Origin of the sequence: Aeromonas popoffii, assembly GCF_000820025.1 — a bacterium.
Taxonomy (GTDB): domain Bacteria; phylum Pseudomonadota; class Gammaproteobacteria; order Enterobacterales; family Aeromonadaceae; genus Aeromonas; species Aeromonas popoffii.
The window spans coordinates 96,982-122,607 of sequence record NZ_CDBI01000006.1; the positions used below are offsets into that span (position 1 = coordinate 96,982).

The window sequence follows — 25,626 nt, forward strand, 5'->3', positions numbered from 1 at the left end:
ACCCACGATGAACCGTCACCCCAGCATCAAACACTGGCGCGAGCTGCAAGAAGCGGAACCGGGATGTTACCCCGGCAGCGAGGAGAGGATGTCGCGCGGCTGCGCGCTTGGCAAACACTTCGGTTTTGCCCGCATCGGCATTCACCACGAGATCGTCGAGCCCGGCCATCGCACCAGCTGGCCCCACGCCGAAAAAACCGAGGATGAGTTCGTCCACGTCCTGGAAGGCACGCCCGATGTCTGGCTCGATGGCGTGCTCCATCGGCTGCAACCGGGTGACTCGGTGGGCTTCAAGGCCGGTGACGGGCTGGCCCATACCTTTATCAACAACACCGACCAACCAGTGCGGCTGCTCTGCATCGGCGACACGATTCGGGAGGATAACCGCATCCACTACGCTGTCCATCCCGAACGCAATATCACCCTCGGCAAGCTGCACTGGAATGATGTGCCCGGGCGCGAACTGGGTGATCACGATGGCTTGCCAGACAAGCTGCGCGAGAGTAACGGCCCCTTCTGATCTGGCGGTCATACCGGAATGGCCCCGCGCTGACGACTATCCTTGATGCGGATCTCAACCAGGAGGCGTTGACCATGACGACGGGAACAGTACGACTGCACCGGGTGCTAAAGGCACCGCCGATGCGGGTCTATCGGGCCTTTATCGAGGCTGATGCGCTGGCCAAGTGGCTGCCGCCACACGGCTTCACCTGCCGGGTGGCGCAGTTGGAGGCCAGGGTCGGCGGCCACTTCCGGATGGCGTTTACCAACTTCGGTACAGGTCACAGCCACGCCTTCGGCGGCGAGTATCTCGAGCTCGAACCCGGTAAGCGCATCCGCTACACCGACAGCTTCGACGACCCCCGGCTGCCGGGAGAGATGCGAGTCACCGTCAGCCTGACCGGAGTGCTCTGCGGTACCGAGCTTGCCATCGAGCAAGCCGGGATCCCCGAGCTTATCCCGGTGGAGATGTGCTATCTCGGCTGGCAGGAGTCCCTGACCCAGCTGGCCGCCCTGGTCGAACCCGAGATCTCGGCTGAGTAGCCGGGCACGGGCCCGAGCGGGTTGCGCGGGTCCGCCCGCCCAAACAAGAGAGCCTGCCACATGGCAGGCTCTCTTCATTCCGGCAGCCCTGAGCCTTATTGCAGGTTCAACCCGCCCAGATAGTCCCGCTTGCCGAGATCGACCCCGGCGCGGCGCAGCAGGGCGTAGGCCATGGTGAGGTGGAAGTAGAAGTTGGGGATGCCGTATTCATGAATGCAGGTATGGCCATCCATCACCTTGCCACCGGCCCAGTGGGGCACGTAGCGGGCGCTGGCATACTGGCTGTAGTCCGCGTCCAGCTTGCTCTGCAGATAGACGATGGTCCTGGCTATATGGGCGCGCAGATCCGCCATGGTCTTGGGATCATCCCTCATCACCGGCAACTCGCTGTGGCTGGCGGTGGCCACCACGGCCCGTGCCGAATCGCAGCAGATCAACACCTGCTTGCTGAAGGGCAGCATATCGACGATCAGCCGATCGCCGAAGAAGTTCTCCACACTGAACAGCTTCACCTCGGCATGCGCTACGGCCTTGGCCAGGCACTGGTCAAGGTTGGTCAGCATCTTGATAAACTGGGCGGTAATGTCGCGATTCATGAGCACTCTCCATCTTGTTGAAACAGCGGCCCGGATGCGCGGCCACAGTGAATGAGACTGGCTAATCGGCCACCAATATAACGCAACTTCCCATCGGATAACCCTCATTCCCCCATAAAGTCTGGATCTTGCTGCGACAGGAGTTGGCCGACATAAAAGATCGAGTGTCTCATGCTTTTCATTGTGCGTGCCCCTGTCAGATCTACGCCTAAATTTGACCGATGCGTTTTTTGCCATCTGATATGGTTTTATTGGGTTTGCTACGGATATATTTAAGGAGTAAGGCGCAGAATATATTTGTAACCAACCATATCTAGCTGCCTGATTCAGTAGCGAGATAGTTTTTTATATGCGCCTGTTGATACCAATGAGGGTTAAGCATGTCTTATATCGTGGAAATGACAGCACGGGCACTTGATAACGCTGACTGGACTCACGGAATGCCGGCAGGAAGTGGTTGGCAAGTCGTCAGTAATAAAAACAATGACCCCCAGGATTTCAATCAGGGAGCGGAAGGTAAATATATTTATATCTATTATCAGACTGGCACCAGCGGCAAGGGGGTCGCAGCCATGCGCTTTATTACCGGCAAAGATGCGACTGCTCCTACTGGCTGGCAAAAAGTGGATGTTGATCTTAACGACGGTGCTGGCGGTCAATATATCTATCTGTGCTATCAGAAAAATGCTGATGCTGACTATATCGCAACCTTGCAATCTGGATATGGTGATTCGGTAGAGAGTGCATTCTGCGATTTTGGCCGTAGCGCAGTGGTACTTGCTCAGGATCTGAATGAAGACGCCAAAGGCAAATTCATATATCTTGGATATTACTTCAATTAATCCAGCACCTATTTTATATCGGGAGCCTGCGATATTCTTGCGGGCTTTTTTGTCATCCTGTAACTGTGGTGAGTTGTTTACTTGAGGCTTTATTACCGCAACTGCGCCGTAGCAATGGGGGAAAACGTAGCCCAAGCCAGTCATAGACATGCCGGGGAGTGGGTGACCGGCAGAAGGTGACCAGCCCGCCATGCCCGCTTTTGCATACCATGAATCCCTCTTTGCCCCTTTTTTGATCTGTGACATAAATCACCTTTTTCAGGGGCGTAGTCTGAAAGACGTTGTCCTGGACACCAGCCAGTGTATCCACCATGACCCAAGCAAAGGAGAATGTAATGAAGATCTATGACCGGAACCGAAATGTGTTGAACCTGGGTCAGCGCGTCATGATTGCCGCCACTGGCGCCGTCGATTGCCTGAAAGAGGCCCGCACCGACAACATGACCCCCTATCAGGCGGAGCATGAGAAGTGCGTGCTGCTGGCAAACACTCAAGAGCGTTATGCGCCCATCGAGTTGATTAGACTAGGCTGACTTCTACCCCTGTCACCCTACTCTTTACAATTCACCCGGCTCCGTCTGGCGGCCGGGTTTCTGACTCCCCTTCCGGTGTTGCCTTCCTGTTGGCTCAGCTCGCTCAAGCGTGCGGATGCCGATTTCCAGCCATAAAAAGACCCAAACTGAAGGCATCGGTTTGGGTCTGATTATCAATCCATTGCATGACTGGGGGTCATCAATTGCTACTGGTGTCATCCAGGATCAGCAACTCAGGCTCCACACCACCGACACTGTCAGACAGCGCTGCGGCTGTTAACACCTGACCATTAGCCAGGGTGACCGGCAAGGGGCCAATGACCGGCGTCTTGTCACCTGTCGCCGTGATGGTCACATAGTAATCCCCGGCAGCAATGGCAAGGTACTCACTGGATGCCTTGAAAGGCACTGCGGTGAGCGCTGGCGAAGCACCTGTGATATCCGAACCTGCGGTCAGGTATATATCGACGGCCGGTGCTGTGGGGGCAGCATGAAGCACCCGCAGTTGAGCCTCGGTAGCAACCGAACGCCCGGTATCAGTCAGTAACAGAGGCTCTATCGTTTCGCCGGATGGGGTCAGCAACTGGCCCACGGCAAACAGGGAGTAACGAGCGCCCGCCTTGAGCGATACATCGCTGGCATTGATCACCTCCGGGGTGGCTGAGCCGGTTGGCGTGACCACAAAGTCATACGCGGCGGCGGCCAGGCCCAGGTATGAGGTGTTGCTCTTATAGGCCAATCCTTGCAGCGGGGCTGCTGTCGGCGCCGCGCCATTTACCCAGATATCGACGGCAGGTGCATCCGCAACGGCATGAACCACTCTCAGCTGTGCCTGCTCATCTGCAGACAAGATGGGCGTGGCGCCATCACTACCGATAGCGAGCAGTTGTACCGGACTTGGCCCCGCCCCGAGGTTATCGATGGCCGCAATCAGCAGGTCGCTGCCCGCGCTGAGGGTCAGTGGGCCGGAGTCATACACAACGGTAACACTGCCAGGCAAGGTCAGCCTGACCTGATATTCACCTGCGGGCAGGGAAAGGGGGTCGCTGTAGGTCTTGAAGGGAATATTGGCCAGCGTCGGGCTGGTCAGTGCAGCCCCCGGAGCCGTGACATGGATGTCGACTGCCGGTGCACCGGGTGCGGCATGCACCACCTGCACACGAATATCGCCTCCCGTTGGCGTCTGGCTCGGCCGCTCAATCACCAGCGGGCCAAACGCGGTATCACCACTACCAGCCAGTTTGCCGATGGCCAGCACGTCATATTGAGTGTCGGGTTTCAACTCAAGCGATACCGGACCGATGACAGTTGTCGTACCGCCCGGCAAAATGCCATCTACCGCGACGCGGTAGCTACCAGCCTTGAGCGGTTTTAGCCCGCTGCTGGAGCCATAATCAACGGCCGTCAGGAAAGCGGCGCCGTCAACCGTCACATCGACCTTGGGGGCATCAGGGGCCAGATGGCTGATCCTGATGGCGGTATTGGTATTGCTCGTGCTGTTGTCATTATCACTACTCCCGCAGGCTGCCAGGGCGAACCCCATGGCAATGGCGGCCAAACTCTGATTCCATTTCATCTGTTCTATCTCCTTTTGTTCGGTGGCCAAGGAGATATGGCTGTTCGGCGAGATTGGATCACTGCTTGTTGCCTCAATGTTGCCATCGCCCGCGACGCCTTGCTCAGAAAGGTAGGTGTCGCAGATTTCCTGATGGCCTGTTAGCAAGGAGAGTCATCTCTGGCTGTGCTGTTGGTGTGGCAGCAAATAGCTGTCTGCCGAGATGCCGGATCAGCAGCAGAGGCGGCAGCAGCGTAAGCAGTAACCAGTGGGTATGGGGCAGGATAAATGACCAGATGATCTCGTGAGGCTGCCAGGTCGAGGCGGTTGCCAGTCATATAAGTCACAGTCATATTGGGACACCCACCTTTTTGACAGCGCCTTACCTCTGTTCTTGACTGAAAGGGATATCGCAGGAGGTGCCCATGACCATTGCCCGTTCCCGTCAAATCAGTCTGCAAGATACGCCTTATTACCATGTAGTCAGTCGCTGCGTACGGCGGGCCTTCTTATGCGGTGAAGATGCCCATTCCGGCCAGAGTTACGAACACAGGCGCCAGTGGGTGGTCGACAAACTGAGCCAACTATCGCGACTGTTTGCCATCAGCGTCTGCGCCTATACGGTGATGAACAATCACTACCACCTAGTGCTCAAGGTTGAGCCCGATACGGCCGTCAACTGGGGCGATCGGGAAATAGCCGAGCGTTGGGCGGCACTGTTTCAGTGGCCCCTGCTGGTGCGGCGCTGGTATCAGGGGGAATCCCTGATTGAACCGGAACTGATGGTCGTACAACAGCTGATAGCACAATGGCGTGAGCGGCTGCATTCCATCAGCTGGTTTGTTCGGCTACTCAATGAAAACCTGGCCCGCCAGGCCAATCAGGAAGATGGTTGCAAGGGCCATTTCTGGGAAGGGCGCTTCAAAAGTCAGGCCTTGCTCACCGAGTCAGCTCTGCTGGCCTGCATGGCTTACGTTGACCTCAATCCGATACGGGCAGCGATTGCCGACAGACCGGAAGAGAGCGATTACACCAGCATTAAACAGCGCCTCACCGACACAAAACCCGCAGCGCCATTACCACCCCTGTTGCTGCCGTTCTCCAGCAGAAGTGCATCAGATGGCCTGCCCTACCTCTTTACCGACTATCTGGCGCTGGTCGACTGGACAGGGCGAGCCATCAGAACCGACAAACGGGGCCATATTGCGGCTCATCTTGCCCCCATCCTGCAACGACTTGGCCTTGATACCGCGCAATGGTTGCGACAAGTGACGATGTTTCGGCGGCAAGGCATCAGAGCTGTGGGTGACAAGGAGCATTGCCAACTGTTCGCACAGCACTGCGGCCAGCGGCGATGTCATCAGCCGCCTCTTTAAATCACGAGTCCCCACTTCATATCACACCCCGGCATGTCATCCGATGCCGGGCATGATGTTGCCTGAACAAGGGGCTTTAAAGGCCAGAACCATCACCTTGTTGCTCCCGATCCGGCTCCCGAGCTAACCATCCGTCACCACATCCCCAATCTGGCTACAGCTTACCCAGAAAGGTGGATGTCCCAGATTTTCTCGATTTAAAAATAAATGAAAGTAGGGATAACACGGAAATTATATAAGGCAATATGATTTCCAAGTGCTCAGTCCTTCTGAAAAAGGCAGCAGATTGAAATCTTAATTCAACTTTTAGTAATTGCACTAAATGCGCGAATTTCCACCCATTCTTAAAGGTGTTAAGAGATACTCTCTCGATCGAGAGATGTTCACCATAATCACATGTATACGACACTGCGCGTCTAAAAACTCCCGATACTTCATACTTAAAAACAAACTTATTGCGCATGTTCTCGTCCTCATCATGAGATTCAGCGAATCCCTTTGAAAACATGCTGATATTACTTAGCAATCCACATGGACTAAACCAGTGTTCATCATATAAATAACCAAAAACATCATAATCACGAACCATGTCATTGGCCCACATCTCATAGAGTTGCGCATGGTATTGATAAGCTGCAGAATAATACCTGATTGTTAGCGTAATAACTCCAAGGAACAACAAATAACCAAGACCCTTTGAGTTTGCAAAGCCAACTTTAAATATAAATGTATTCGCCTCAAGCAAAGTGGCTCCACTCACACTCATTGCCATTAATAAAATGCTGACAATAACCAATAGCTTTCTTTTTGTATTAAGATCACTATCTTCTTTCATGTTATCTATCAGTTTAGTTGTACTGTCCATTATGTATCCGAGAAATAAGAGCTGTAGGTTCGAATAGCGAAGCGTATTCGGACGATCGCGTAATTAATGCTGCCTTGATCACAGAGATAAAAATCAACCCGGCCTAAAGCCGGGTTGGTCACATCAAAAAGCGGAAGAAATCAGAGCGCTTCCAATCTGGCATACGCCGTCACCAGCCACTTGGCGCCGACGTCGTCGAACTGGATCTGCACCCGGCTCTGCTGGCCCACCCCTTCGAAGTTGAGCACTATCCCTTCGCCGAATTTCGGATGGAGCACCCGCTGGCCGAGCTTGATGCCGCTAGCGTCGAAGATCGCGCGCACCTCGTTCTGGCTAAAGCGGCCGTACTGGGTGGGTCTGCTCACCTGAGTGCGCAGCCGGATCTCTTCCAGACACTCGGCGGGGATCTCGCGGATAAAGCGGCTCACGCTGTGCTGCATTTCGCGGCCATAGATGCGGCGGCTCTCGGCATAACAGATGTAGAGCTTCTCCATGGCGCGGGTCATGCCGACGTAACAGAGGCGCCGCTCTTCCTGCAACCGGCCCGACTCCTCGGCGGATTGCGGGCTGGGGAACATCCCTTCCTCGACACCGACCAGCAGCACCAGCGGGAACTCCAGCCCCTTGGCGCTGTGCAATGTCATCAGCTGCACAGCATCGGCATATTCGTCCGCCTGACTCTCGCCGGATTCCAGCGCCGCGTGGGCGAGGAAGGCGGAGAGATCGCTCATCTCTTCCAGCTCGTCCGGGCGCTTGTATTGACGGCAGGCGGTGACCAGTTCGTCCAGGTTTTCTACCCGCGCCTGGGATTTCTCACCTTTTTCCGCCAGATACATCGCCTTGAGGCCGGAATTCTGGATGGCGATATCGGCCTGCTGGTGCAGCGGCAGCATGCCAACTTGGCTCTCTAGCGCATCGATGAGATCGACAAAGCCGCGCACCGCGTTACCGGCGCGACCGGTCAGCACCTTGTCGTTTAGCAGCCCCTTGGCCGATTGCCACAGGTTCTGCCCTTGATCCCGGGCGTTGGCGCGCAGGATCTCGAGGGTGCGATCGCCGATGCCACGGGTCGGGGTGTTGACCACCCGCTCGAAGCTGGCGTCGTCGCCACGGTTGTTGATAAGCCGCAGGTAGGCCATGGCATCTTTGATCTCTTGCCGTTCGAAGAAGCGCAGGCCGCCGTAGATGCGATATGGCATGGCGTCCTGCATCAGCGCCTCTTCCAGCACCCGCGATTGGGCGTTGGATCGATAGAGGATGGCGCAGTCGGCCAGCAGGCCGCCCTTTTCCTTCCAATCCTTGAGGCGGCCGACCACGAAGCGCGCTTCGTCCACCTCGTTGAAGGCGGCATACAGCGAAATCGGGTCACCTTCGGCCCCTTCGGTCCACAGCTCCTTGCCAAGGCGCTCGGCGTTGTTGGCGATGACGCTGTTGGCGGCTTTGAGGATATTGGCGGTGGAGCGGTAGTTCTGCTCCAGGCGAATGGTCTGCGCCCCCTCATAGTCGGTCAGGAAGCGCTGGATGTTCTCAATCTTGGCGCCGCGCCAGCCGTAGATGGACTGATCATCGTCGCCGACGATCATCACCTTGCCGCTGTTGCCCGCCAGCATCCGCAGCCAGGCGTACTGGATGCCGTTGGTATCCTGAAACTCGTCCACCAGTATGTTCTGGAAGCGGTCGCGGTAGTGCTCGAGGATATGCGGCTTGTTCAGCCACAGTTCGTGGGCGCGCAGCAAGAGCTCGGCGAAGTCCACCAGACCGGAGCGATCGCAGGTCTCCTGATAGGTCTTGTAGATCTGCTGATAGGTGCGGGTGACGGGGTCGCCGTAGAGGTCGATGTCGCCGGGGCGCAAGCCCTCGTCCTTCTTGCCGTTGATGTAGCCCATCACGGCGCGCGGGGCCCAGTGCTTCTCGTCGAGGTTGAGCGCCTTGATGACGCGGCGGATGAGGCGGTACTGGTCATCGGAGTCGAGGATCTGGAAATCCTGCGGCAGCCCGGCATCCAGATGGTGGGCCCGCAGCAGGCGGTGGGCGATGCCGTGGAAGGTGCCAATCCACATGCCGCGCTGCATGCTGCCTAACACCTTCTCGACCCGGCCGCGCATCTCGGCCGCCGCCTTGTTGGTAAAGGTGACCGCGATGATGGAGAAGGGTGAACAGCGTTCCACCTGCATCAGCCAGGCAATGCGGTGCACCAGCACCCGGGTCTTGCCCGAACCGGCACCGGCCAGCACCAGCAGATTGCTACGGGGCGCCGCAACGGCATCTCTTTGCTTGTCGTTGAGCCCGTCGAGCAGGGTTGAAACGTCCATCACCACTCCTGTTTATTTATACAGGCGGGGATTATACGGCCTGTGGCGCCACAGACCAAATCGGCGTGAACGAGCAGCGCGGCTCTGGATGTCAGGCCTGCGTCGGGAGGGGCCAACATGGACGCAGAACACAAAATAGCCCCTATAGAAGCCACCCCTTGGCCGGCATGACGAAAACGATTGCTTATAACCATATGAATATAAACACAAATGTCATTTGACACCCAGTTATTTCAGAATTTAAATCTGAAAATAGGTATTAAAACAACCACTTATAAATTTATCCGCTTATCTTTCAAACCGTTACCGCAAACGTTTTTCCCTTATCATTTGCTTGACCCGCATCGGGGCTGACTTAGAGTAACCCTGCGTGCTAGATAGCCTGCCAAAGTAGGCAAGTTCCCTCACTTAATAACAATCAAGGATACGATCGTGACTAAAGTGCTCAAGCTGGCCACCGTTGCCACCCTCACTCTCGCAGCTCTCTCTGCTCAGGCTGCTTCCCAGCCCGCCGTCATCTACGACACCGCTGGCAAATTCGACAAGTCATTCAACGAAGCCGTGTTCCGTAACGGCGTCGAAATCTATAACAAGGACAAAGGGGTCAAGGTCAAGGAGTTCGAACCCCAGAACGAAGCACAGCGTGAGCAGGGTTTGCGTCGTCTGGCCAGCCGTGGCAACGGCCCGATCGTCGCCGTCGGCTTCAACATGGGCTCGGCCGTCGAGAAAGTCGCGACCGAATTCCCGAACACCCAGTTCACCATCATCGACATGGTGGTCGACAAGCCAAACGTGCAGTCCCTCATCTTCAAGGAGCATGAAGGCTCTTTCCTGGTGGGTGCGCTGGCAGCCATCGCCTCCAAGAGCGACAAGGTCGGCTTCGTGGGTGGCATGGATATCCCGCTGATCCGCAAGTTCCAGTGCGGCTACGAGCAAGGTGCCAAGTACGTCAATCCGAAGATCGAAGTGTTCCAGAACATGACCGGCTCCACCCCGTCGGCGTTTGCTGACCCGGCCAAGGGGGCAGAGCTGGCCAAGTCCCAGTTCGCCAAGGGCGTCGACGTGGTTTACGCCGCTGCCGGCGGTACCGGTATCGGTGTTTACCAGGCAGCCAAGGATGAAGGCAAGTTCGCCATCGGCGTGGATTCCAACCAGAACCACCTGCAACCGGGCACCATGCTGACCTCCATGGTCAAATCCGTGGGTCTGGCCGCTTATCAGACCTGGGATGACGCCGCCAAGGGCACCTGGCAACCGGGTATCAGGAACCTGGGCCTGGCCGAGGGCGGTGTGGATTGGGCTCTCGACAAAGACAACGAGAAGCTGATCACTCCCGAGATGAAAGCCAAGGTGGATGCCATCAAGGCCGACATCATCTCCGGCAAGATCAACGTTCATGACTACATGAGCGACAACAGCTGCAAATACTGATTAACCGCTACGACTCTCAGCCCAACGACCGGCCCGTAGGGGCCGGTTTTTAGTCTCTCTTCATGACCCGCAAGGACTGCATCATGGACCAGACAGATCGCTATGCCATCGAATTAAGGGGTATCGATAAGCGGTTCGGCGACGTGTACGCCAACAAGCAGATCGACCTTAAGGTTCAAAAAGGCAGTATTCACGGTATCGTCGGCGAGAATGGTGCCGGCAAGTCGACGCTGATGAGCATCATTTATGGTTTCTACCACGCCGACAGCGGCGAGATGTTCATCGACGGGAAACCGTTCAAACCCCATGGCTCACAAGATGCGATTGCCGCAGGCGTGGGCATGGTGCACCAGCACTTTATGCTGGTGAACAATTTCACCGTGCTGGAGAACGTCATCCTTGGCGCGGAAAACGGCTGGCACTTGGGCCAGAGCCTGGCAGCGGCCGAGAAGCTGCTCGGCGAGCTGGCGCGGGACTATGGTCTCGATGTGCCGCTGCACGAGAAAGTCGAAGACCTGCCGGTGGGCCTGCAACAGCGGGTCGAGATCCTCAAGGCGCTCTATCGCGGTGCCCGCATCCTGATCCTCGATGAGCCGACCGGGGTACTGACCCCGCAAGAGGCGGATCACCTGTTCGAGGTGCTGAAAAAGCTGCGGGATCAAGGCGCGACCATCATCCTCATCACCCACAAGCTGCGGGAGATCCTGGCCATTACCGATCAGGTCTCCATCATGCGCCGGGGCGAGATGGTGGCCCACGTCGCCACCAAGGATACCGACAAGGAGCAGCTGGCCGAACTCATGGTGGGCCGCAAGGTGCGCCTCAAGGTCGACAAGGGCCCGACCCAGCCGGGCGAGGCCAAGCTCAAGGTCAACGGGCTCAGTTACTTCGACGATGCCAAGGTGGAGCGGGTCAAATCCGTCAGCTTCGAGGTGCGGGCCGGGGAAGTGGTCGGCATCGCTGGCGTCTCAGGCAACGGCCAGTCCGAGCTGCTCAGCCTGCTTGGCGGCATCATCAAGCCCAGCAAGGGCAGCTTTACCATCACAGGCAATGGTCAGACGCACGAGGTGAGCGTGGCGCATCCGGCTGATCCCGAGCGGGTGCGCAACTACGGCCTCGGCCATGTGCCGGAAGACAGGCACAAGATGGGGCTGATCAACCGCTTCGAGGCGCAAGAGGCCTTCATCCTGGGTTATCACCGCCGTCCCCAGTACAACAAGGGCTGGCTGCAGAACAGGGAGGCGATCCTGCAGGATTGTCAGGCCAAGATGGACAAGTGGGACGTGCGCCCGCCCCATCCCGACCACAAGACGGCCAACTTCTCCGGTGGCAACCAGCAGAAGCTGGTAATCGCCCGGGAAGTGGAGCAGAACCCGGATGTGCTGCTGATCGGCCAGCCGACCCGCGGGGTCGATATCGGCGCCATCGAGTACATCCACCAGCAGATCATCGCCATGCGCGACAAGGGCAAGGCCGTGCTGCTGGTGTCGGTGGAGCTGGATGAGATCATGAGTCTGTCTGACCGGATCCTGGTGATTGCCGATGGCCGCATCGTTGGCGAGCTGGATGCTGCCAAGGCGGATGAACGCACCATAGGACTGATGATGGCGAACATAGTGCCGGACGACGTTGCTGCTCTGTCTGGCGTAGCCAAGGAGGCTCGCTCATGAGCCAAACACGTATCCCTGCCTGGATCTCCGTGGGCGTGCTGCCCGCGCTCAACATACTGCTGGCCTTCCTGGTGTCGGCCATCCTGTTCTACTACCTCGACATCAACCCGATCGATGCCGCCCAGATCATGTGGTACGGCGCCTTCGGCACCGGTGAAGGGGTCGGTTTCACCCTCTACTACGCGACCGGTTTCATCTTCACCGGTCTGTCGGTGGCGGTCGCCTTCCACGCCGGTCTGTTCAACATCGGTGGTGAAGGTCAGGCCTATATCGGCGGCCTCGGCGTCGGCCTGGTCTGCCTGCTGCTCGGCGACTCGCTGCCGTTTGCGCTGCTGTTGCCGCTGGCCATCATCGCCGGCGGCCTGTTCGGTGCGGCCTGGGCCTTTATTCCGGCCTGGCTGCAAGCCAAACGCGGCAGCCACATCGTCATCACCACCATCATGTTCAACTTCATCGCCGCCTCCCTGATGGCCTACCTGCTGGTCGAAGTGTTCAAACCGGCGGGCTCCATGGCGACCGAGAGCAAGGTGTTTGCCGAGGCGAGCTGGTTGCCCAAGGTCAGCGAGCTGGCGAGCGGTGTCGGCATGGATATACCCAACAGCCCGCTCAACATCAGCTTCTTCTGGGCGCTGATCTGTGCGGCCCTGGTGTGGGTTTTTATCTGGCATACCCGCTGGGGCTACGAGATCCGCTCGGTCGGAGCCAGCCAAAGCGCCTCCGCCTACGCAGGCATCTCCTATCCCAAGGTGGTGATCCTGGCCATGGTGATCTCCGGCATGCTGTCGGGCTTCTTCGCCCTCAACGTGCTGCAGGGTGAACTGCACCAGATCAAGCTCAACTTCGTGGAAGGCTTCGGCTTCACCGGTATCGCGGTGGCGCTGATGGGGCGCAACCACCCGGTCGGCGTCATCATCGCCAGCCTGCTGTTTGGCTTCCTCTATCAGGGGGGCGCCGAGCTCAGCTTCGAGTTCGGGGTCGACCGCAACATAGTGGTGGTGCTGCAGGGTCTGGTGATCCTGTTCTGTGGCGCCCTTGAGCACATGATGCGTCCGCGCGTCGAGCAGCTCTATCTGGCGTTTGCCAACCGCTCATCCGCGCAAGCCAAGGGAGCCTGATCATGTTTGAAACTCTGATCCTGATGCTGGATGCCACCATACGAACCGCACCACCGCTGATCCTGGCCGCCATGGCGGGCATGTTTTGTGAACGCTCCGGTGTGGTCAACATAGCGCTGGAAGGCAAATTGCTGGCGGCGGCGTTCGCCAGCGGCGCGGCGGCGGCTGTCTCCGGTTCTGCCTGGATTGGGCTGGGTGCGGGTATGGGCGTCTCCATACTGTTCGCCCTGATGCACGGCTTTGCCACCATCACCCACAGGGGTGATCAGGTGGTAAGCGGCATGGCCATCAACATTCTGGCGGCCGGTCTGACCGTCACCCTGGGCCGTTACTGGTTCGATCAGGGTGGCCAGACCCCGGCACTCTCCGGTGCGGCCCGCTTCGCCCCCATCGATCTGCCCTACGCCAGGGAGCTGTGGGATGTGCCGGTGATCGGCCAGCTCTACAGCGAGCTGCTCAGCGGCCACTCCCTGCTGGAATACGTGGCGTTTGCCGCCGTGCCCCTGGCCTGGTGGGTGATGTTTCGCACCCGCTTCGGTCTGCGTCTGCGTGCCGTGGGCGAGGCACCAGCGGCGGTCGATACCGCCGGTATTTCCGTGGTGCGGATGCGTTATACCGCGCTCATCATAGGTGGTCTGCTGGCTGGCATCGGTGGCACCTATCTGGCGGTGGCCCAGACGGCTCAGTTCATCCCCAACATGAGTGCAGGCAAGGGCTTTATGGCACTGGCAGCGCTGGTGTTCGGCAAGTGGCGCCCTTGGAATGCGCTGGCGGCATGTCTGCTGTTCGGCTTCCTCGATGCTGTCGCCATCCGCCTGCAAGGTGTCAGCATAGGTAGCTTCGCCATTCCGGTGCAGGCCATCGAGGCCTTGCCCTACATACTGACGGTATTCCTGCTGGCCGGCTTCATCGGCAAGGCGGTGGCCCCCAAGGCGCTCGGTACCCCTTACGTCAAGGAGCGGGAGTGATCTCCTTGCTACCGGCAAGCCCCTTCTGGCGGGCCCCAGTGTACTGATACCCGCCAGGCCGACTAACCCAATAGAAATAACCCGCTCTGTTGCAAAGAGCGGGTTATTTCATAATGGGCGAGACGTCTTAGCCCAGTGTGCATGAGCAGAGCCAGTTTTTGGCTAGAACCATGCCTTTTTATTGATGATGTAAGTTTGCTCAAACTCTTCATCGGACTTAGAGATGTAAATAACAAACTCGATGAAAGCAATAAGCCCGATAATGACAGAGGGCAAACCAAGCAGAATAAAACCAAACAAGAAAATCAGCAGCATGAACACACCCTGCTTGGTGTAACCAAGATAAAACTTGTGTGCACCGAAGGCGCCCAGGAAAAACGCAAACAACGCTGCTGCCACTTTTTTGGATGCGCCAACCGTGGAGGCGATGGCGTAAATAGCCTGTGCCTGCTCACCTTCAATAGAGAAATCCACTTTCAAGCCATTTTTCGGCAGTTGACTGCCTTTCCATTCAATAATGTCAAACTGATATCTATTGCTGTCATCCCCGGAAATCAAACCAGTGCGATCTGTTTCATTAAAGTTAATTACCGTGCCTTTCATTATTATCAGCCCTTTAGCAAGAAGAAGAAAAAAGACCACGTCTGAACGGGTCTAATTCAGTTGACAGGCTACACCAGAAGAGGCTCATTTGAAACAAAAAACCAGCCAGTACAGGCATGCCTGTCAACCAACCGGCCTCACCAGTGCAGGTTGATGGGGAGCACTCAGCCGCTCGGCCAGATAGTCCACCAGCAGCCGCACTTTGGGGGAGAGGTGGCGGTTGTGGGGATAAAGGGCCCAGATCCCCTCCTCCGGAGCCCGCAGCTCGGGCAGCAGCTCGATAAGCTCCCCCCGCGCCAGATGGTCACTCACGTAGTAATCCGGCAGCTGGATAATGCCTATTCCCTTGAGCGCCGCGTCCAGCAGGGCGTGACCGCTGTTGCACTGCAGCAGGCCGTGCACCCGCACGCTGTGGGGGTGAGCGTCCAGGGTGAAGTACCACTCATCACTGTTGCCCACCAAACAGCGGTGGCGGGCCAGCTCGGAGAGGCTGTTGGGGATGCCGTGGCAGGCGGTGTAGGCCGGTGAGGCGCAGACATAGGGCACCCGCTGCGCCAGCTTGCGCGCCACCAGCGTCGAATCTTTGAGATGGCCGAGCCGGATCGCCAGATCGTAGCCTTCGTGCACCAGATCCAGCAGCTGATTGGTGAGGTTGAGGATCACCTCCAGCTGGGGAAAACGCACCATGAAGTCGTTCACCAGCGGGGCGATGCGGCTCTCGCCGTAGGAGACAGGCGCCGTGATGCGCAACGACCCTTGCGGCACCGCCTGATGGCGTCCCACCGCCAGCTCGGCTTCATAGAGGTTGTCCAGCAGCTGACGGCAGTGACGGTAATAGATTTCGCCAAGCTCGGTGAGCCGCACCTGACGGGTGGTGCGCAGCAGCAGCTTGGCCTGCAGCCTGTCTTCCAGCTGTGCCACCTGACGGCTGACCTGGGCCACCGACACCCCCAGCTTGCGCGCCGCCGGAGTAAAGCCCCCCTGCTCCGCTACGCTGACAAATTCACAGATCCCTTCCCAGCCGAGCATTATTACCTGTGTGTAAAAGTGATTTGATATTTAGCCTTATTATCACCAAATAGAAGGGAAACTACACTGCATACCTGAGTTCATCTCTGTTCACCTACCGCAATAAGAAGGATGTCATTCATGGCACAGGTTCAAAGCATCAAGTGTAAAGCCGCCATCGCCTGGGGACCGGGCCAGCCCCTCTCCATCGAAGAAGTGGAGGTCATGCCGCCCCAGACTGGTGAGGTGAGGGTACGCATCGTCGCCACCGGCGTCTGCCACACCGATGCCTTCACGCTGTCTGGTGAGGATCCGGAAGGGGTCTTCCCCTGCATCCTTGGCCACGAGGGGGGTGGCATCGTCGAGTCCATCGGCGAAGGGGTGACCAGCGTCAAGGTCGGCGATCACGTGATCCCGCTCTACACCCCTGAGTGCGGCGAGTGCAAATTCTGCAAATCCGGCAAGACCAACCTGTGCCAGAAGATCCGCGCCACCCAGGGCAAGGGACTGATGCCGGACGGCACCACCCGCTTCTCGAAAGATGGCCAGCCCATCTATCACTACATGGGCACCTCCACCTTCAGCGAATACACGGTACTGCCCGAGATCTCCATCGCCAAGGTGGATCCGGCCGCCCCGCTGGAAGAGGTCTGCCTGCTCGGCTGCGGCGTCACCACCGGCATCGGTGCCGTGATGAACACCGCCAAGGTGAAAGAGGGTGAGAGCGTCGCCATCTTCGGGCTGGGGGGCATCGGCCTCTCCGCGGTGATCGGTGCCCGTCTGGCCAAGGCTGGCCGGATCATCGCCATCGATATCAACGAGAGCAAGTTCGAGCTGGCCCGCAAACTGGGCGCTACCGACTGCATCAACCCGAACGATTACGACAAACCGATGCAGGAGGTGATCGTCGAGCTGACCGATGGCGGCGTCGACTTCTCGTTCGAGTGCATCGGCAACGTCAAGGTGATGCGGGCGGCGCTGGAGTGCTGCCACAAGGGCTGGGGCGAGTCGGTCATCATAGGTGTGGCCGGTGCCGGTCAGGAGATCAGCACCCGTCCGTTCCAGCTGGTCACCGGCCGGGTCTGGCGCGGCAGCGCCTTTGGCGGGGTGCGTGGTCGCAGCGAACTGCCGAGCTATGTGCAGCGCTACATGCAGGGTGAGTTCCGCCTCGATGACTTCATCACCCACACCATGCCACTGGAGCAGATCAACGACGCCTTCGATCTGATGCACCAAGGCAAGAGCATCCGCACCGTCATCCACTACTGAGCATGATCACCCCGCCCACCTTCGTGGGCGGGGTGCAGGAGTCCTTCGATGAATCTGGAGATTATCAGCAGCAACAAGAGTGTCGGCGGCTGGCACAAGCGCTATCGCCACAGTGCCAGCCTGCTCGGCTGCGAGATGAATTTTTCTATCTATCTGCCACCCCAGGCCCTCACCGGCCAGAAGGTGCCCGTGCTCTACTGGCTCAGCGGCCTCACCTGCACCGATGAAAACTTCATGCAGAAGGCGGGGGCACACCGCATCGCCGCCGAGCTGGGCATCGCCCTGGTGACGCCGGACACCAGCCCGCGCGGCGAGGGGATCCCGGACGATCCCGCTTACGATCTCGGCATGGGCGCCGGTTTTTATGTCAACGCCAGCCAGAGCCCCTGGCGCGATCACTACCAGATGTATGACTACGTCACCCGCGCACTGCCCGAGCTCATCGAGACCCACTTCCCGGTCTCGACCCGGCGCGCCATCAGCGGCCACTCCATGGGGGGGCATGGTGCGCTGATCGCCGCATTGCGGGAGCCCGGCCGCTACCGATCGGTCTCGGCGTTCAGCCCGATCTGCCACCCGAGCCGCTGCGCCTGGGGCCAGAAGGCGCTCGGTGCCTATCTCGGCCAAAATCCGCTGCTATGGCAGGAGTGGGACGCCTGCCAGCTGCTACGCCACCAGCCAGTCACACCACTGCCAACCCTGGTGGATGTGGGGCTGGACGACCCCTTCCTTGCCGAGCAGCTGCACATCGATGCGCTGGCAGAAGCCGCTGCCAGCAAGGGGTGGCCGCTGGAGCTCAACCGCCATGCCGGCTATGACCACAGCTACTACTTCGTGGCGAGCTTTATCGAGGCGCACCTGCGCTTTCACGCCCGCTATCTCTGATCGAGACAGGCCCGCCACGGGCCTGTCTCTTTTCTACGTTCGATGATTGGCTTGAGGCCAGCGGCTTCAACTGCCCTGGCGGGTCACGTCACCCGAGCCCGCGATCTTGCTCTCCAGCGTGGGATCACCCCAGTAGCTGACCGAACCGGATCCGGCGATGCCGACCTTGAGCCGCTCCCGGGCCCGCACCTCCACATTCCCGCTGCCCGCTATATTGACCTCAACCTTCTCACCCTTGAGATTGGCCCCCTGCACATCCCCGGAACCGGCGATGTTCAGCTTCATGGCGGTGGCTGAGCCATCACCCAGATCCAGATTGCCGGACCCCGAGATATTGCCTTCCAGCCTGTTCAGCGCGAGCTTGCTGGCGACTATGTCGCCGCTGCCGGCCACCGACAATACCAGCTTGTCCCCCTTGAAACCTTGCAGGTCGCCGCTGCCAGAATCCGTCAGTGCCAGTTCATGGAGTTGGGGCAAGGTGATAGTGAGGTCCAGTGGCTCGGTCGGTTCGAGTCGATAGCCCTCCTTGACCTCGATCTCCAGCTTGTCGCCCCGCTCGGTCAGCACCAGATAGGGCAGCAGGTTCTCCTGTCCCTTGATATGAATAGCGCTCGCTTCCCCCACCACCAGATGAATATTGGCTGGCACCCCCGCCAATACCCGGGTCACCTGCTTGTCCATGGGCTGATGCTGCTCGATAACGACCCCTTTCCCTGTCACCTTGGCCTCATCCAGCCAACTGCAGCCACTCAGTCCGACGGCCAATATCATTTCAATTATCAATGTCATCACCTCTATCCTGATTGTGGCCTGGCACACAAAGCCCTTTTAGGGCCCAAGCATGTGCAAACATCGTGCGACAATATAAGTTAATGATTTATATCTATTTTATAGAACTTCATTTATTGGCACAAACATAAAAGGAGTCATTCAGGCCACATTTTGATAAAGTTAACCATATCGACAGAGACAAATACCCGTCGATGTGTGGCTCGCATGCGGGGCCAGCCAAGCTGATGACCATAAAATTGTTAGTTGCCTCACCGACCGGTTGAGCCAATAGTCATACCTTGTGCGTATAGAGCTCTCCATCGCGGTAATGTATTTACCACTGTCTTGTCAGTTTTCACTGCCAGCAAGGAGTCACAGCGTGCCCCACGTCAGCACCCAGTTTTCTACCGCCCTCGGCCTGCCTGAGCCGACTCGCACTCCGCTGCTGACCGGCAGCGATCCCGAGCAGAAGCGCCGTGAACTGCTCAGCTACTTCTGCCAGACCTTCGATCTCTATGACTCGCTGTTCGATTGTCTGGCTGACGAGCGCGCCTGGTTCAACAAGGCGATCCCGCTGCGCCATCCACTCATCTTTTATTACGGCCACACCGCCGCCTTCTGCATCAACAAGCTGCTGGCCGCGCGACTCATTGACTGTCGTATTGATGCACGCATCGAGGCCATGGTCGCCATCGGGGTGGACGAGATGAGCTGGGACGATCTGGACGAGACCCACTACGACTGGCCCAAGGTCGCCGAGCTAAGAAGCTACCGTGCCAAGGTGCGTGCCCGTGTCATTGACTTCATTCATCGTATGCCGCTAAGCCTGCCCATCGACTGGCAGAGCCCGGCCTGGGTCATCTTGATGGGGATAGAGCACGAGCGTATCCACCTCGAAACTTCCAGCGTGCTGATCCGCCAGCTGCCACTGGCCTGGGTACGGCCCCGCCCCTATTGGCCCACCAGCCCCCTAGGACGCCATCAGATGGCGGACGTGCCTGCCAACAGCCTGATACCCGTGGCAGGGGGTCAGGTGAGCCTCGGCAAGCAAGATGCCACCTATGGTTGGGACAATGAATATGGTGAGCGCCACCTTGAAATCCCCCCCTTCAAGGCCAGCCGCATGCTGGTCAGCAATGCCGAGTATTTCGCGTTCGTGCAGGCAGGGGGTTATGACCAGCAGCAGTGGTGGGATGAGGAAGGTTGGGGCTGGTGCCAGTATGCCAAAGCACGTATGCCCACCTTCTGGGTCGGCGATCCCGCCGAGCCCGAGCAACTGCAACTGCGGCTGATGACGGAGCGGGTGGCCATGCCCTGGGATTGGCCCGCCGAGGTCAATCAGCTGGAAGCCGCCGCCTTCTGTCGCTGGAAAGCGGCCCAGAGCGGACTGCCCATCCAGCTGCCGAGCGAGGGGGAGTGGGCCCTGCTGCGCAATCAGCTGGCGGGGGATCAGCCGGACTGGATCGATGCGCCCGGCAATATCAATCTGGCCCGCTTTGCCTCCCCCTGTGCGGTAGATACCTGGCCACAGGGTGACTTCTTCGATCTGGTAGGCAACGTCTGGCAGTGGACCAGCACCGCCATCGATGGCTTCGACGGCTTTCACATCCACCCGCTCTACGACGACTTCTCCACCCCGACCTTTGATGGCAAACACACCCTCATCAAGGGCGGTAGCTGGATCAGCACAGGCAACGAAGCGCTCAAATCGTCCCGTTATGCCTTTCGCCGCCACTTCTTCCAGCATGCGGGCTTCCGCTATCTGGTCTCACGTTATCAGGAATCCGTCATAGTGAATCCTTACGAAACCGACACGCTCGTAGCACAGTACCTCGACTTCCAGTACGGCCCGCCCCACTTCGGGGTCGCCAACTACGCCAAAACCCTGGCCGATCTTGCCAGTGAGCTGTGCGGCAACCACCAGCGGGCGCTGGATATCGGCTGCGCCACCGGCCGCGCCAGCTTCGAACTGGCCCGCCACTTCCAGCATGTAGACGGGGTGGACTACTCGGCCCGCTTCATCGACGTGGCACTCACCCTCGCCAGCCAGGACAGCTTCCGCTATGCGGTACCACTGGAGGGCGAACTGGTGGAGTATTGCGAGGCGCGCCTGTCGAGCCATGGCCTGGGGGCGAGCGAGATCGAACGCATCCACTTCAGTCAGGGGGATGCCTGCAACCTCAAACCCAAGTACGACCACTACGATCTGGTGCTCGCCGCCAACCTGATCGACCGGCTGCGCGAACCGGCCCGCTTCCTGCGCGACATAGCCCCCCGGCTGCGCAGCGGCGGCCTGCTGGTACTCACCAGCCCTTACACCTGGCTGGCCGACTACACCCCCAAGGCCAACTGGCTCGGCGGCATCCGTGAAAATGGCGAGGCCCTCAGCACCTATCAAGCGCTGCAACGGCTGCTCGCGGCAGAGTTCGAGGAGCTCTGCCCGCCCCGGGATGTCCCCTTCGTCATCCGCGAGACCGCCCGCAAATACCAGCATACGGTGGCGCAACTGACCGTCTGGCGTAAGCGCTAGCTCGCGCGTCGGCAAGCAGATGAAAAGAGGGAGGCCAACTGGCCTCCCTCTGGTTATGGCTGCAAAAACGGCGAGTGTATCAACTCCCCTGCGCGTGGTAGCGGCGGGCCAGCACGGCGCAGACCATCAGCTGGATCTGGTGGAAGATCATCAGCGGCAACACCATGACGCCGACGCTGGCAGCCGGGAACATGACGTTGGCCATCGGCACCCCGTTGGCCAGACTCTTCTTGGAGCCGCAGAAGACGATGGTGATCTCGTCCGCCTTGTCGAAACCGAGGCGACGGCTGATCCAGACATTCCAGCAGAGCACCAGCGCCAGCAAGACGCAGCTGAGCAGCACGATACTGGCCAGATCGTACCAGCCTACTTTGTGCCAAATCCCCTGCACCACCGCCTCGCTGAAGGCAACATAGACCACCAGCAGGATGGAGCTCTGATCCAGCTTGCCAATCAGCGGACGATGGCTGTCGACCCAGCCGCCGATGAGCGGGCGCGACAAATGGCCCACCACAAACGGCAGCATCAGCTGCATCATGATGGCCTGAATGGAGTGCCAGGTGTCGATCCCCTCACCCTGCACATGGATCATCATCCCCACCAGCAGCGGCGAGAGGAAGATGCCGAGGATGCTTGAGGCCGAGGCGCTGCATACCGCCGCTGACACATTCCCCCCAGCCATCGAGGTGAAGGCAATAGCCGACTGCACGGTGGCAGGCAGGGCGCAGAGGTAGAGGAAGCCAAGGTAGATAGCGGGGCTCAACCACTGGGGCACCAGCGGAGTGAGCAGCAACCCGAGCAGCGGAAACAGCACAAAGGTACTGAGCATCACCACCAGATGCAGCCGCCAGTGGCCCAGCCCCGCCAGCAGGTTCTGGCGCGACAGCTTGGCGCCGTGCATGAAGAACAAGAGCGCCACCGCCAGCTTGGTCAGCAGACCAAACCAGACGGCCACCTGCCCCTCGCAGGGAAAAAAGGAGGCCAGGGCGACCACAGCAATCAGCACAGAAGTAAAGGGATCCAGACGCACGGGGAGTCTCCGTCAGAGGGCATCCTGCCTCCGTGGCGGAAGTCAGGAACGGGGAGGACAAAAAACACAACAGGAGGTGTCTGGCACCCCCCGTTGAAACGAACCACGAGCTTACCCCGATAACAGAGAGGCGCAACGTTGAGCGTTGGTAAATTGTTCATCAACGTTTGATACCTGAGGCCTGCGATAGGTGGATGTTGACGATCGGGTGGAATAGCTGACGCCATCGGCACACGGGGCTACAACAGCACGCCCTGGCTCTCGTCCGGGGTCTCGGCGCAGAGCAACATGCGCTCACGCACCTCGCCAACCAGCCACTCACGGTCTGTGGTGCCGTCGTAGCCCTGCTCGACCTGCAGCTCGTTCTTGGCAGCCCACTCCACCGTCTCTTCCCCTTCCAGGTAGTAGTGGATGTCGAAGTAGCGGCACTACCCCTCGAACAATGAGGTGGCCGGGCTGGCCCCCTCCTGCAAGCGGTAGGTGAGGGAGTCACCGATGGAGTGGCAGATGCCGGGCTTGAGGTTGCCACGGGCGATGGGCTGCCGGGTCGGGCCGATCGCCTTGCCGCGCTGGTACATGGCTCTGATGTTGCAGCCATAGCCGGACTCGTTGCCCAGCGACCAGATGATGATGGAGAGGTGGTTCTTCTGGGCGTGCACGTGGCGCTCGATGCGATCCACGAACACCGGCTCCCAGAAGGAGGCGTCGGTAATGCGGCTGAGATCGCCGACGCTGGCGAAACCGTGGATCTCCACGTGGGTCTCAACCATCACGAACGGACCGTACTGGTCGCACAGCTCGTAGAAGCGCGGGTCATTCGGGTAGTGGGCGGTGCGCACCGAGTTGGGGTTGTGCTGCTTCATCAGCACGATGTCGCGTTCAACACGGTCCATACCGACCACGCGGCTCTTGAGGTGGTCGTTATCGTGACGGTTCACCCCGTGCAGCTTGAGGTAGTGGCCGTTGACGTAGAAGAGGCCATCTTTGACCCTGATTTCACGCACACGACCCGCTGCGGGATCACTTCCAGCAGCTCGCCCTGACCGTTGTAGAAGGAGAGTTGCAGCTGATAGAGGTAAGGGTCTTCGGCACTCCACAGATGAGGGTTGGCCAGATCCAATGTGAAGCGGCAGTCGCACTTGCCGTCGATGGCAAGATGATCGAGAGAGCCGCTGGCGATCTCGCGGTCCTGATCCAGCAGCGACCAGACCAGACGATGATCACGGGAAGGTGCCCCCAGATTTGCTAGCTGGATATCGCAGCTCAGAGTGGCGCTATGGCTGGCAATCTGATTGCCATCGGCCAGAGCGGTGCGGATGAAGAAGTCCTGCACATGGGCGGCCGGTTTGCCCACCAGATAGACGTCGCGGAAGATCCACGCCATCCACCACATATCCTGATCTTCGATATAGGCGGAGTCCGCCCACTGCATCACCCGTACCGACAGCAGGTTCTCGCCGGTGTTGGCGTAGGCACTGATATCGAACTCGGCGGTGAGGCGGCTCAGCTCGCGCTGCATGGTGGCCACCGCAACGCGATCGGCATAAGAGAAGAAGTAGGCGCGGAGCCAGCCTGTTTTCACCAACGAATTGAACGTTTTCCCAATTATTCACATGTCCTCCCGGAACAAGGCAACTTTGACTGGGTAAACACCAAACAAATATTTACTAAACATCGGTTTTATATCGGTAAAGTTTTAACCTGATCACAATGGCTGGATGGTTTTGTGAGCGGGATCAGAAGCGGAAGATAAAAGAGAGTGAAACGCACAGGAGTGACATGGATGTTGATAAATACAGGCAAGAAATGGCTATAAACCACCATAGAACCATGAATTTATCAGGAGAGATGAGGGAGAGGATGGTGAAGGAAAGGTGCCGCACCACCGCGAGATGGTGCCGCTAAAACAGACGTTATTTTACTAAAGTTAGCGTGTAGTGCCACGCAGGGTCAGGCGACTCGGCACCAGTACCCGGAGGGGAATATCACGCTCGTCACGCAGTCGTTCGACCAGCAGATTGACTCCCTGGGAGCCCATCAACTCGGAGTGGATCCGCACCGTGGAGAGCGGCGGGAAGGTGAACTTTGCGGTCGGAATATCGTTGACGCTGATCAGCTCGATCTGCTGGGGAATGGCCAATCCCTTCTCGTGGATGGCACGCAACACGCCGATGGCAATGGAGTCGGAGGCGACAAACAACGCCTTGGGCCAATCCCCTGCCAGCATCTCTTTTGCCAACCGATAGCCGGAAGCACTGGAGAAATCGCCGCGATAGAGATCGCTCTCCTGCACCACGCCCAGTCGCTTGCCATAATCCCGGAAAGCCAGCTCACGCAGGTCCGGATTCTCATCCTGTCCGCCGATATAGCCGATACGCTGGTGCCCCTGAGCAATAAAGTAATCAACCACTTGCTGGCTGATCAGGGCGAGATCCACGTCGACCGAGTCGAACTCCTCCATTGCCCGGCAATCGACAAAGACCAGCATGTTAGAGCAGGTTCGCAGCTGCGCCAGACGCTCGGCAGAGAGGCTTCCCACCACCAGGATACCGTCCACCTCGGTCAGCTCGCGCCCTTCACCACAGTTGTAGAGGTGGGTCAGCTCGATATTGAGGCGGGCACTCTGGGTCTCGATGCCATAGCGAATGGCGAGATAGTAGGGATCGTTGACCTCGGTACTCTGCGGATAGGAGTAGACCACCAGAAAGTGCAGCTTGCTCTTGTGAACCCCCTTGCGAGCACTGCTGGTCTTGTACTCCAGCCGTTCGGCAATCTCGAAGATCCGCTGCTTGGTCTCTTCCTTGACGCTCAGGCTGGGATCCTCGTTCAGTACCCGGGATACCGTAGCGAGCGACACCCCCGCCTCCTGTGCAATTTCCTTCAACGTAGCCATCAATACCTCTCTGGCAGCATCACGTGTTAATCAGTAACGGCTAAAGAGTAACGGGCAATCCCTTGATAGCCCAGCATTTTTACTAAAATGCCGGGAGCAGAGCCAAGACAGATTCTGGAACGCACAAATGCAAAAAGGCCTCCCTAATGGGAGGCCTCTTCTAAATAGGAGCCTGACAGTGTCCTACTCTCGCATGGCGAATGCCACACTACCATCGGCGCTACCGCGTTTCACTTCTGAGTTCGGCATGGGATCAGGTGGTTCCACAGCGCTATTGCCGTCAGGCAAAAAGCGTTAAAACTAACTTAAAACTGGTGCTGATACCCAGAG

21 protein-coding genes, 1 rRNA gene and 3 pseudogenes are annotated in these 25,626 nt (G+C 58.5%); 12 read left to right on the top strand and 13 right to left on the bottom strand.

Translation table 11 applies throughout. The features are described 5' to 3' along the window. Nucleotides 1-7: 7 nt before the first annotated feature. Together BN1129_RS01200 and BN1129_RS01205 are read left to right on the top strand one after the other, a co-directional pair. Nucleotides 8-520 carry a cupin domain-containing protein gene (locus BN1129_RS01200; protein ID WP_042033963.1) on the top strand — a complete coding sequence of 171 codons (513 nt, stop codon included), beginning with the start codon at nt 8-10 and terminating at the stop codon, nt 518-520. Between the two features lie 74 nt (nt 521-594). Then, nucleotides 595-1,044: an SRPBCC family protein gene (locus BN1129_RS01205; protein ID WP_042033964.1), complete on the top strand. Its 450-nt coding sequence runs from the start codon at nt 595-597 to the stop codon at nt 1,042-1,044. A 95-nt stretch (nt 1,045-1,139) separates the two neighbouring features. On the opposite strand, the gene BN1129_RS01210 is transcribed toward BN1129_RS01205, so the two are convergent. Next, nucleotides 1,140-1,640 (bottom strand): DUF1993 domain-containing protein, encoded by a 501-nt coding sequence (locus BN1129_RS01210; RefSeq protein ID WP_042033965.1) that lies wholly within the window; start codon nt 1,638-1,640, stop codon nt 1,140-1,142. Between the two features lie 380 nt (nt 1,641-2,020). Here BN1129_RS01210 and BN1129_RS21730 point away from each other — a divergent pair, with 380 nt between their 5' ends. Beyond that, nucleotides 2,021-2,482, top strand: a complete 462-nt coding sequence (locus BN1129_RS21730; protein ID WP_052449290.1) for a hypothetical protein — start codon at nt 2,021-2,023, stop codon at nt 2,480-2,482. A 335-nt stretch (nt 2,483-2,817) separates the two neighbouring features. Next, nucleotides 2,818-3,015 carry a putative selenium delivery protein YdfZ gene (gene ydfZ / locus BN1129_RS01220; RefSeq protein ID WP_042033966.1) on the top strand — a complete coding sequence of 66 codons (198 nt, stop codon included), beginning with the start codon at nt 2,818-2,820 and terminating at the stop codon, nt 3,013-3,015. A 199-nt stretch (nt 3,016-3,214) separates the two neighbouring features. Here ydfZ and BN1129_RS01225 read toward each other — a convergent pair whose 3' ends face one another. Next, nucleotides 3,215-4,591, bottom strand: coding sequence for a DUF4397 domain-containing protein (locus tag BN1129_RS01225; RefSeq protein ID WP_042033967.1), 1,377 nt, complete (start codon nt 4,589-4,591; stop codon nt 3,215-3,217). Between the two features lie 103 nt (nt 4,592-4,694). Continuing rightward, a pseudogene (locus BN1129_RS24450) lies at nt 4,695-4,901 on the bottom strand (hypothetical protein); the annotation flags it as partial. 94 nt (nt 4,902-4,995) lie between these two features. Between BN1129_RS24450 and BN1129_RS01230 the strand changes: the two are divergent. Further along, nucleotides 4,996-5,946 (top strand): transposase, encoded by a 951-nt coding sequence (locus BN1129_RS01230; protein WP_042033968.1) that lies wholly within the window; start codon nt 4,996-4,998, stop codon nt 5,944-5,946. Nucleotides 5,947-6,100: 154 nt separating this feature from the next. Here the strand turns inward: BN1129_RS01230 and BN1129_RS01235 are convergent, their stop codons facing one another. Continuing rightward, nucleotides 6,101-6,781: a hypothetical protein gene (locus BN1129_RS01235; protein ID WP_157013215.1), complete on the bottom strand. Its 681-nt coding sequence runs from the start codon at nt 6,779-6,781 to the stop codon at nt 6,101-6,103. 170 nt (nt 6,782-6,951) lie between these two features. After that, nucleotides 6,952-9,123 (bottom strand): DNA helicase II, encoded by a 2,172-nt coding sequence (gene uvrD / locus BN1129_RS01240; protein ID WP_042033971.1) that lies wholly within the window; start codon nt 9,121-9,123, stop codon nt 6,952-6,954. A 432-nt stretch (nt 9,124-9,555) separates the two neighbouring features. Between uvrD and BN1129_RS01245 the strand changes: the two genes are divergently transcribed. The 4 genes from BN1129_RS01245 to BN1129_RS01260 all read left to right on the top strand — a co-directional run bounded on the left by BN1129_RS01245 (nt 9,556) and on the right by BN1129_RS01260 (nt 14,307). Further along, entirely contained in the window at nt 9,556-10,554 is a 999-nt protein-coding gene (locus tag BN1129_RS01245) for a BMP family lipoprotein (RefSeq protein ID WP_042033972.1), read from the top strand. Between the two features lie 83 nt (nt 10,555-10,637). Beyond that, a complete protein-coding gene (locus BN1129_RS01250; protein ID WP_042033973.1) occupies nt 10,638-12,224 on the top strand; it encodes an ABC transporter ATP-binding protein in 1,587 nt (528 codons plus the stop codon). Beyond that, nucleotides 12,221-13,339, top strand: coding sequence for an ABC transporter permease (locus BN1129_RS01255; RefSeq protein ID WP_042033975.1), 1,119 nt, complete (start codon nt 12,221-12,223; stop codon nt 13,337-13,339). The genes BN1129_RS01250 and BN1129_RS01255 overlap by 4 nt, the downstream gene beginning before the upstream one ends. Nucleotides 13,340-13,341: 2 nt before the next feature. Then, nucleotides 13,342-14,307, top strand: a complete 966-nt coding sequence (locus BN1129_RS01260; RefSeq protein ID WP_042033977.1) for an ABC transporter permease — start codon at nt 13,342-13,344, stop codon at nt 14,305-14,307. Between the two features lie 162 nt (nt 14,308-14,469). Here the strand turns inward: BN1129_RS01260 and BN1129_RS01265 are convergent, their stop codons facing one another. Then, a complete protein-coding gene (locus tag BN1129_RS01265; RefSeq protein ID WP_042033978.1) occupies nt 14,470-14,910 on the bottom strand; it encodes a TM2 domain-containing protein in 441 nt (146 codons plus the stop codon). A 123-nt stretch (nt 14,911-15,033) separates the two neighbouring features. Further along, nucleotides 15,034-15,939, bottom strand: a complete 906-nt coding sequence (locus BN1129_RS01270; RefSeq protein ID WP_042033979.1) for a LysR substrate-binding domain-containing protein — start codon at nt 15,937-15,939, stop codon at nt 15,034-15,036. 120 nt (nt 15,940-16,059) lie between these two features. Between BN1129_RS01270 and BN1129_RS01275 the strand changes: the two genes are divergently transcribed. After that, complete coding sequence (locus BN1129_RS01275; RefSeq protein WP_042033981.1) at nt 16,060-17,187, top strand: S-(hydroxymethyl)glutathione dehydrogenase/class III alcohol dehydrogenase; 1,128 nt, start codon at nt 16,060-16,062, stop codon at nt 17,185-17,187. 48 nt (nt 17,188-17,235) lie between these two features. Next, on the top strand, nt 17,236-18,072 hold the full coding sequence (gene fghA / locus BN1129_RS01280; RefSeq protein ID WP_042033982.1) for an S-formylglutathione hydrolase: 837 nt from the start codon (nt 17,236-17,238) through the stop codon (nt 18,070-18,072). Between the two features lie 66 nt (nt 18,073-18,138). On the opposite strand, the gene BN1129_RS01285 is transcribed toward fghA, so the two are convergent. Beyond that, complete coding sequence (locus tag BN1129_RS01285; RefSeq protein ID WP_042033983.1) at nt 18,139-18,861, bottom strand: head GIN domain-containing protein; 723 nt, start codon at nt 18,859-18,861, stop codon at nt 18,139-18,141. Nucleotides 18,862-19,171: 310 nt separating this feature from the next. Between BN1129_RS01285 and ovoA the strand changes: the two genes are divergently transcribed. Then, on the top strand, nt 19,172-21,373 hold the full coding sequence (gene ovoA, locus BN1129_RS01290) for a 5-histidylcysteine sulfoxide synthase (RefSeq protein WP_244462996.1): 2,202 nt from the start codon (nt 19,172-19,174) through the stop codon (nt 21,371-21,373). 79 nt (nt 21,374-21,452) lie between these two features. On the opposite strand, the gene BN1129_RS01295 is transcribed toward ovoA, so the two are convergent. The 5 genes and pseudogenes from BN1129_RS01295 to rrf all read right to left on the bottom strand — a co-directional run bounded on the left by BN1129_RS01295 (nt 21,453) and on the right by rrf (nt 25,581). Continuing rightward, on the bottom strand, nt 21,453-22,403 hold the full coding sequence (locus BN1129_RS01295) for a bile acid:sodium symporter family protein (protein WP_042033985.1): 951 nt from the start codon (nt 22,401-22,403) through the stop codon (nt 21,453-21,455). Between the two features lie 239 nt (nt 22,404-22,642). Beyond that, a pseudogene (locus tag BN1129_RS24535) lies at nt 22,643-22,960 on the bottom strand (YhcH/YjgK/YiaL family protein). After that, nucleotides 22,946-24,016: pseudogene (locus BN1129_RS21990) on the bottom strand (glycoside hydrolase family 2 TIM barrel-domain containing protein); the annotation flags it as partial. The pseudogenes BN1129_RS21990 and BN1129_RS24535, both read right to left, overlap by 15 nt. 314 nt (nt 24,017-24,330) lie before the next feature. Continuing rightward, nucleotides 24,331-25,296, bottom strand: coding sequence for a transcriptional regulator EbgR (ebgR, locus tag BN1129_RS01310; protein ID WP_042033988.1), 966 nt, complete (start codon nt 25,294-25,296; stop codon nt 24,331-24,333). 170 nt (nt 25,297-25,466) lie between these two features. Continuing rightward, nucleotides 25,467-25,581, bottom strand: a 5S ribosomal RNA gene (rrf, locus tag BN1129_RS01315). Between the last annotated feature and the right edge of the window lie 45 nt (nt 25,582-25,626).

What these genes read in the sequence shown, in the direction of transcription:
- BN1129_RS01285 (WP_042033983.1), bottom strand. Translation starts at nt 18,861, where the DNA reads ATGACATTGATAATTGAAATGATATTGGCCGTCGGACTGAGTGGCTGC.
- fghA (WP_042033982.1), top strand. Translation starts at nt 17,236, where the DNA reads ATGAATCTGGAGATTATCAGCAGCAACAAGAGTGTCGGCGGCTGGCAC.
- BN1129_RS01225 (WP_042033967.1), bottom strand. Translation starts at nt 4,591, where the DNA reads ATGAAATGGAATCAGAGTTTGGCCGCCATTGCCATGGGGTTCGCCCTG.
- BN1129_RS01210 (WP_042033965.1), bottom strand. Translation starts at nt 1,640, where the DNA reads ATGAATCGCGACATTACCGCCCAGTTTATCAAGATGCTGACCAACCTT.
- ovoA (WP_244462996.1), top strand. Translation starts at nt 19,172, where the DNA reads ATGTATTTACCACTGTCTTGTCAGTTTTCACTGCCAGCAAGGAGTCAC.
- BN1129_RS01235 (WP_157013215.1), bottom strand. Translation starts at nt 6,781, where the DNA reads ATGAAAGAAGATAGTGATCTTAATACAAAAAGAAAGCTATTGGTTATT.
- BN1129_RS01250 (WP_042033973.1), top strand. Translation starts at nt 10,638, where the DNA reads ATGGACCAGACAGATCGCTATGCCATCGAATTAAGGGGTATCGATAAG.
- uvrD (WP_042033971.1), bottom strand. Translation starts at nt 9,123, where the DNA reads ATGGACGTTTCAACCCTGCTCGACGGGCTCAACGACAAGCAAAGAGAT.
- BN1129_RS01200 (WP_042033963.1), top strand. Translation starts at nt 8, where the DNA reads ATGAACCGTCACCCCAGCATCAAACACTGGCGCGAGCTGCAAGAAGCG.
- BN1129_RS01230 (WP_042033968.1), top strand. Translation starts at nt 4,996, where the DNA reads ATGACCATTGCCCGTTCCCGTCAAATCAGTCTGCAAGATACGCCTTAT.
- BN1129_RS01270 (WP_042033979.1), bottom strand. Translation starts at nt 15,939, where the DNA reads ATGCTCGGCTGGGAAGGGATCTGTGAATTTGTCAGCGTAGCGGAGCAG.
- BN1129_RS01275 (WP_042033981.1), top strand. Translation starts at nt 16,060, where the DNA reads ATGGCACAGGTTCAAAGCATCAAGTGTAAAGCCGCCATCGCCTGGGGA.
- BN1129_RS21730 (WP_052449290.1), top strand. Translation starts at nt 2,021, where the DNA reads ATGTCTTATATCGTGGAAATGACAGCACGGGCACTTGATAACGCTGAC.
- BN1129_RS01205 (WP_042033964.1), top strand. Translation starts at nt 595, where the DNA reads ATGACGACGGGAACAGTACGACTGCACCGGGTGCTAAAGGCACCGCCG.
- ebgR (WP_042033988.1), bottom strand. Translation starts at nt 25,296, where the DNA reads ATGGCTACGTTGAAGGAAATTGCACAGGAGGCGGGGGTGTCGCTCGCT.
- BN1129_RS01260 (WP_042033977.1), top strand. Translation starts at nt 13,342, where the DNA reads ATGTTTGAAACTCTGATCCTGATGCTGGATGCCACCATACGAACCGCA.
- BN1129_RS01255 (WP_042033975.1), top strand. Translation starts at nt 12,221, where the DNA reads ATGAGCCAAACACGTATCCCTGCCTGGATCTCCGTGGGCGTGCTGCCC.
- ydfZ (WP_042033966.1), top strand. Translation starts at nt 2,818, where the DNA reads ATGAAGATCTATGACCGGAACCGAAATGTGTTGAACCTGGGTCAGCGC.
- BN1129_RS01265 (WP_042033978.1), bottom strand. Translation starts at nt 14,910, where the DNA reads ATGAAAGGCACGGTAATTAACTTTAATGAAACAGATCGCACTGGTTTG.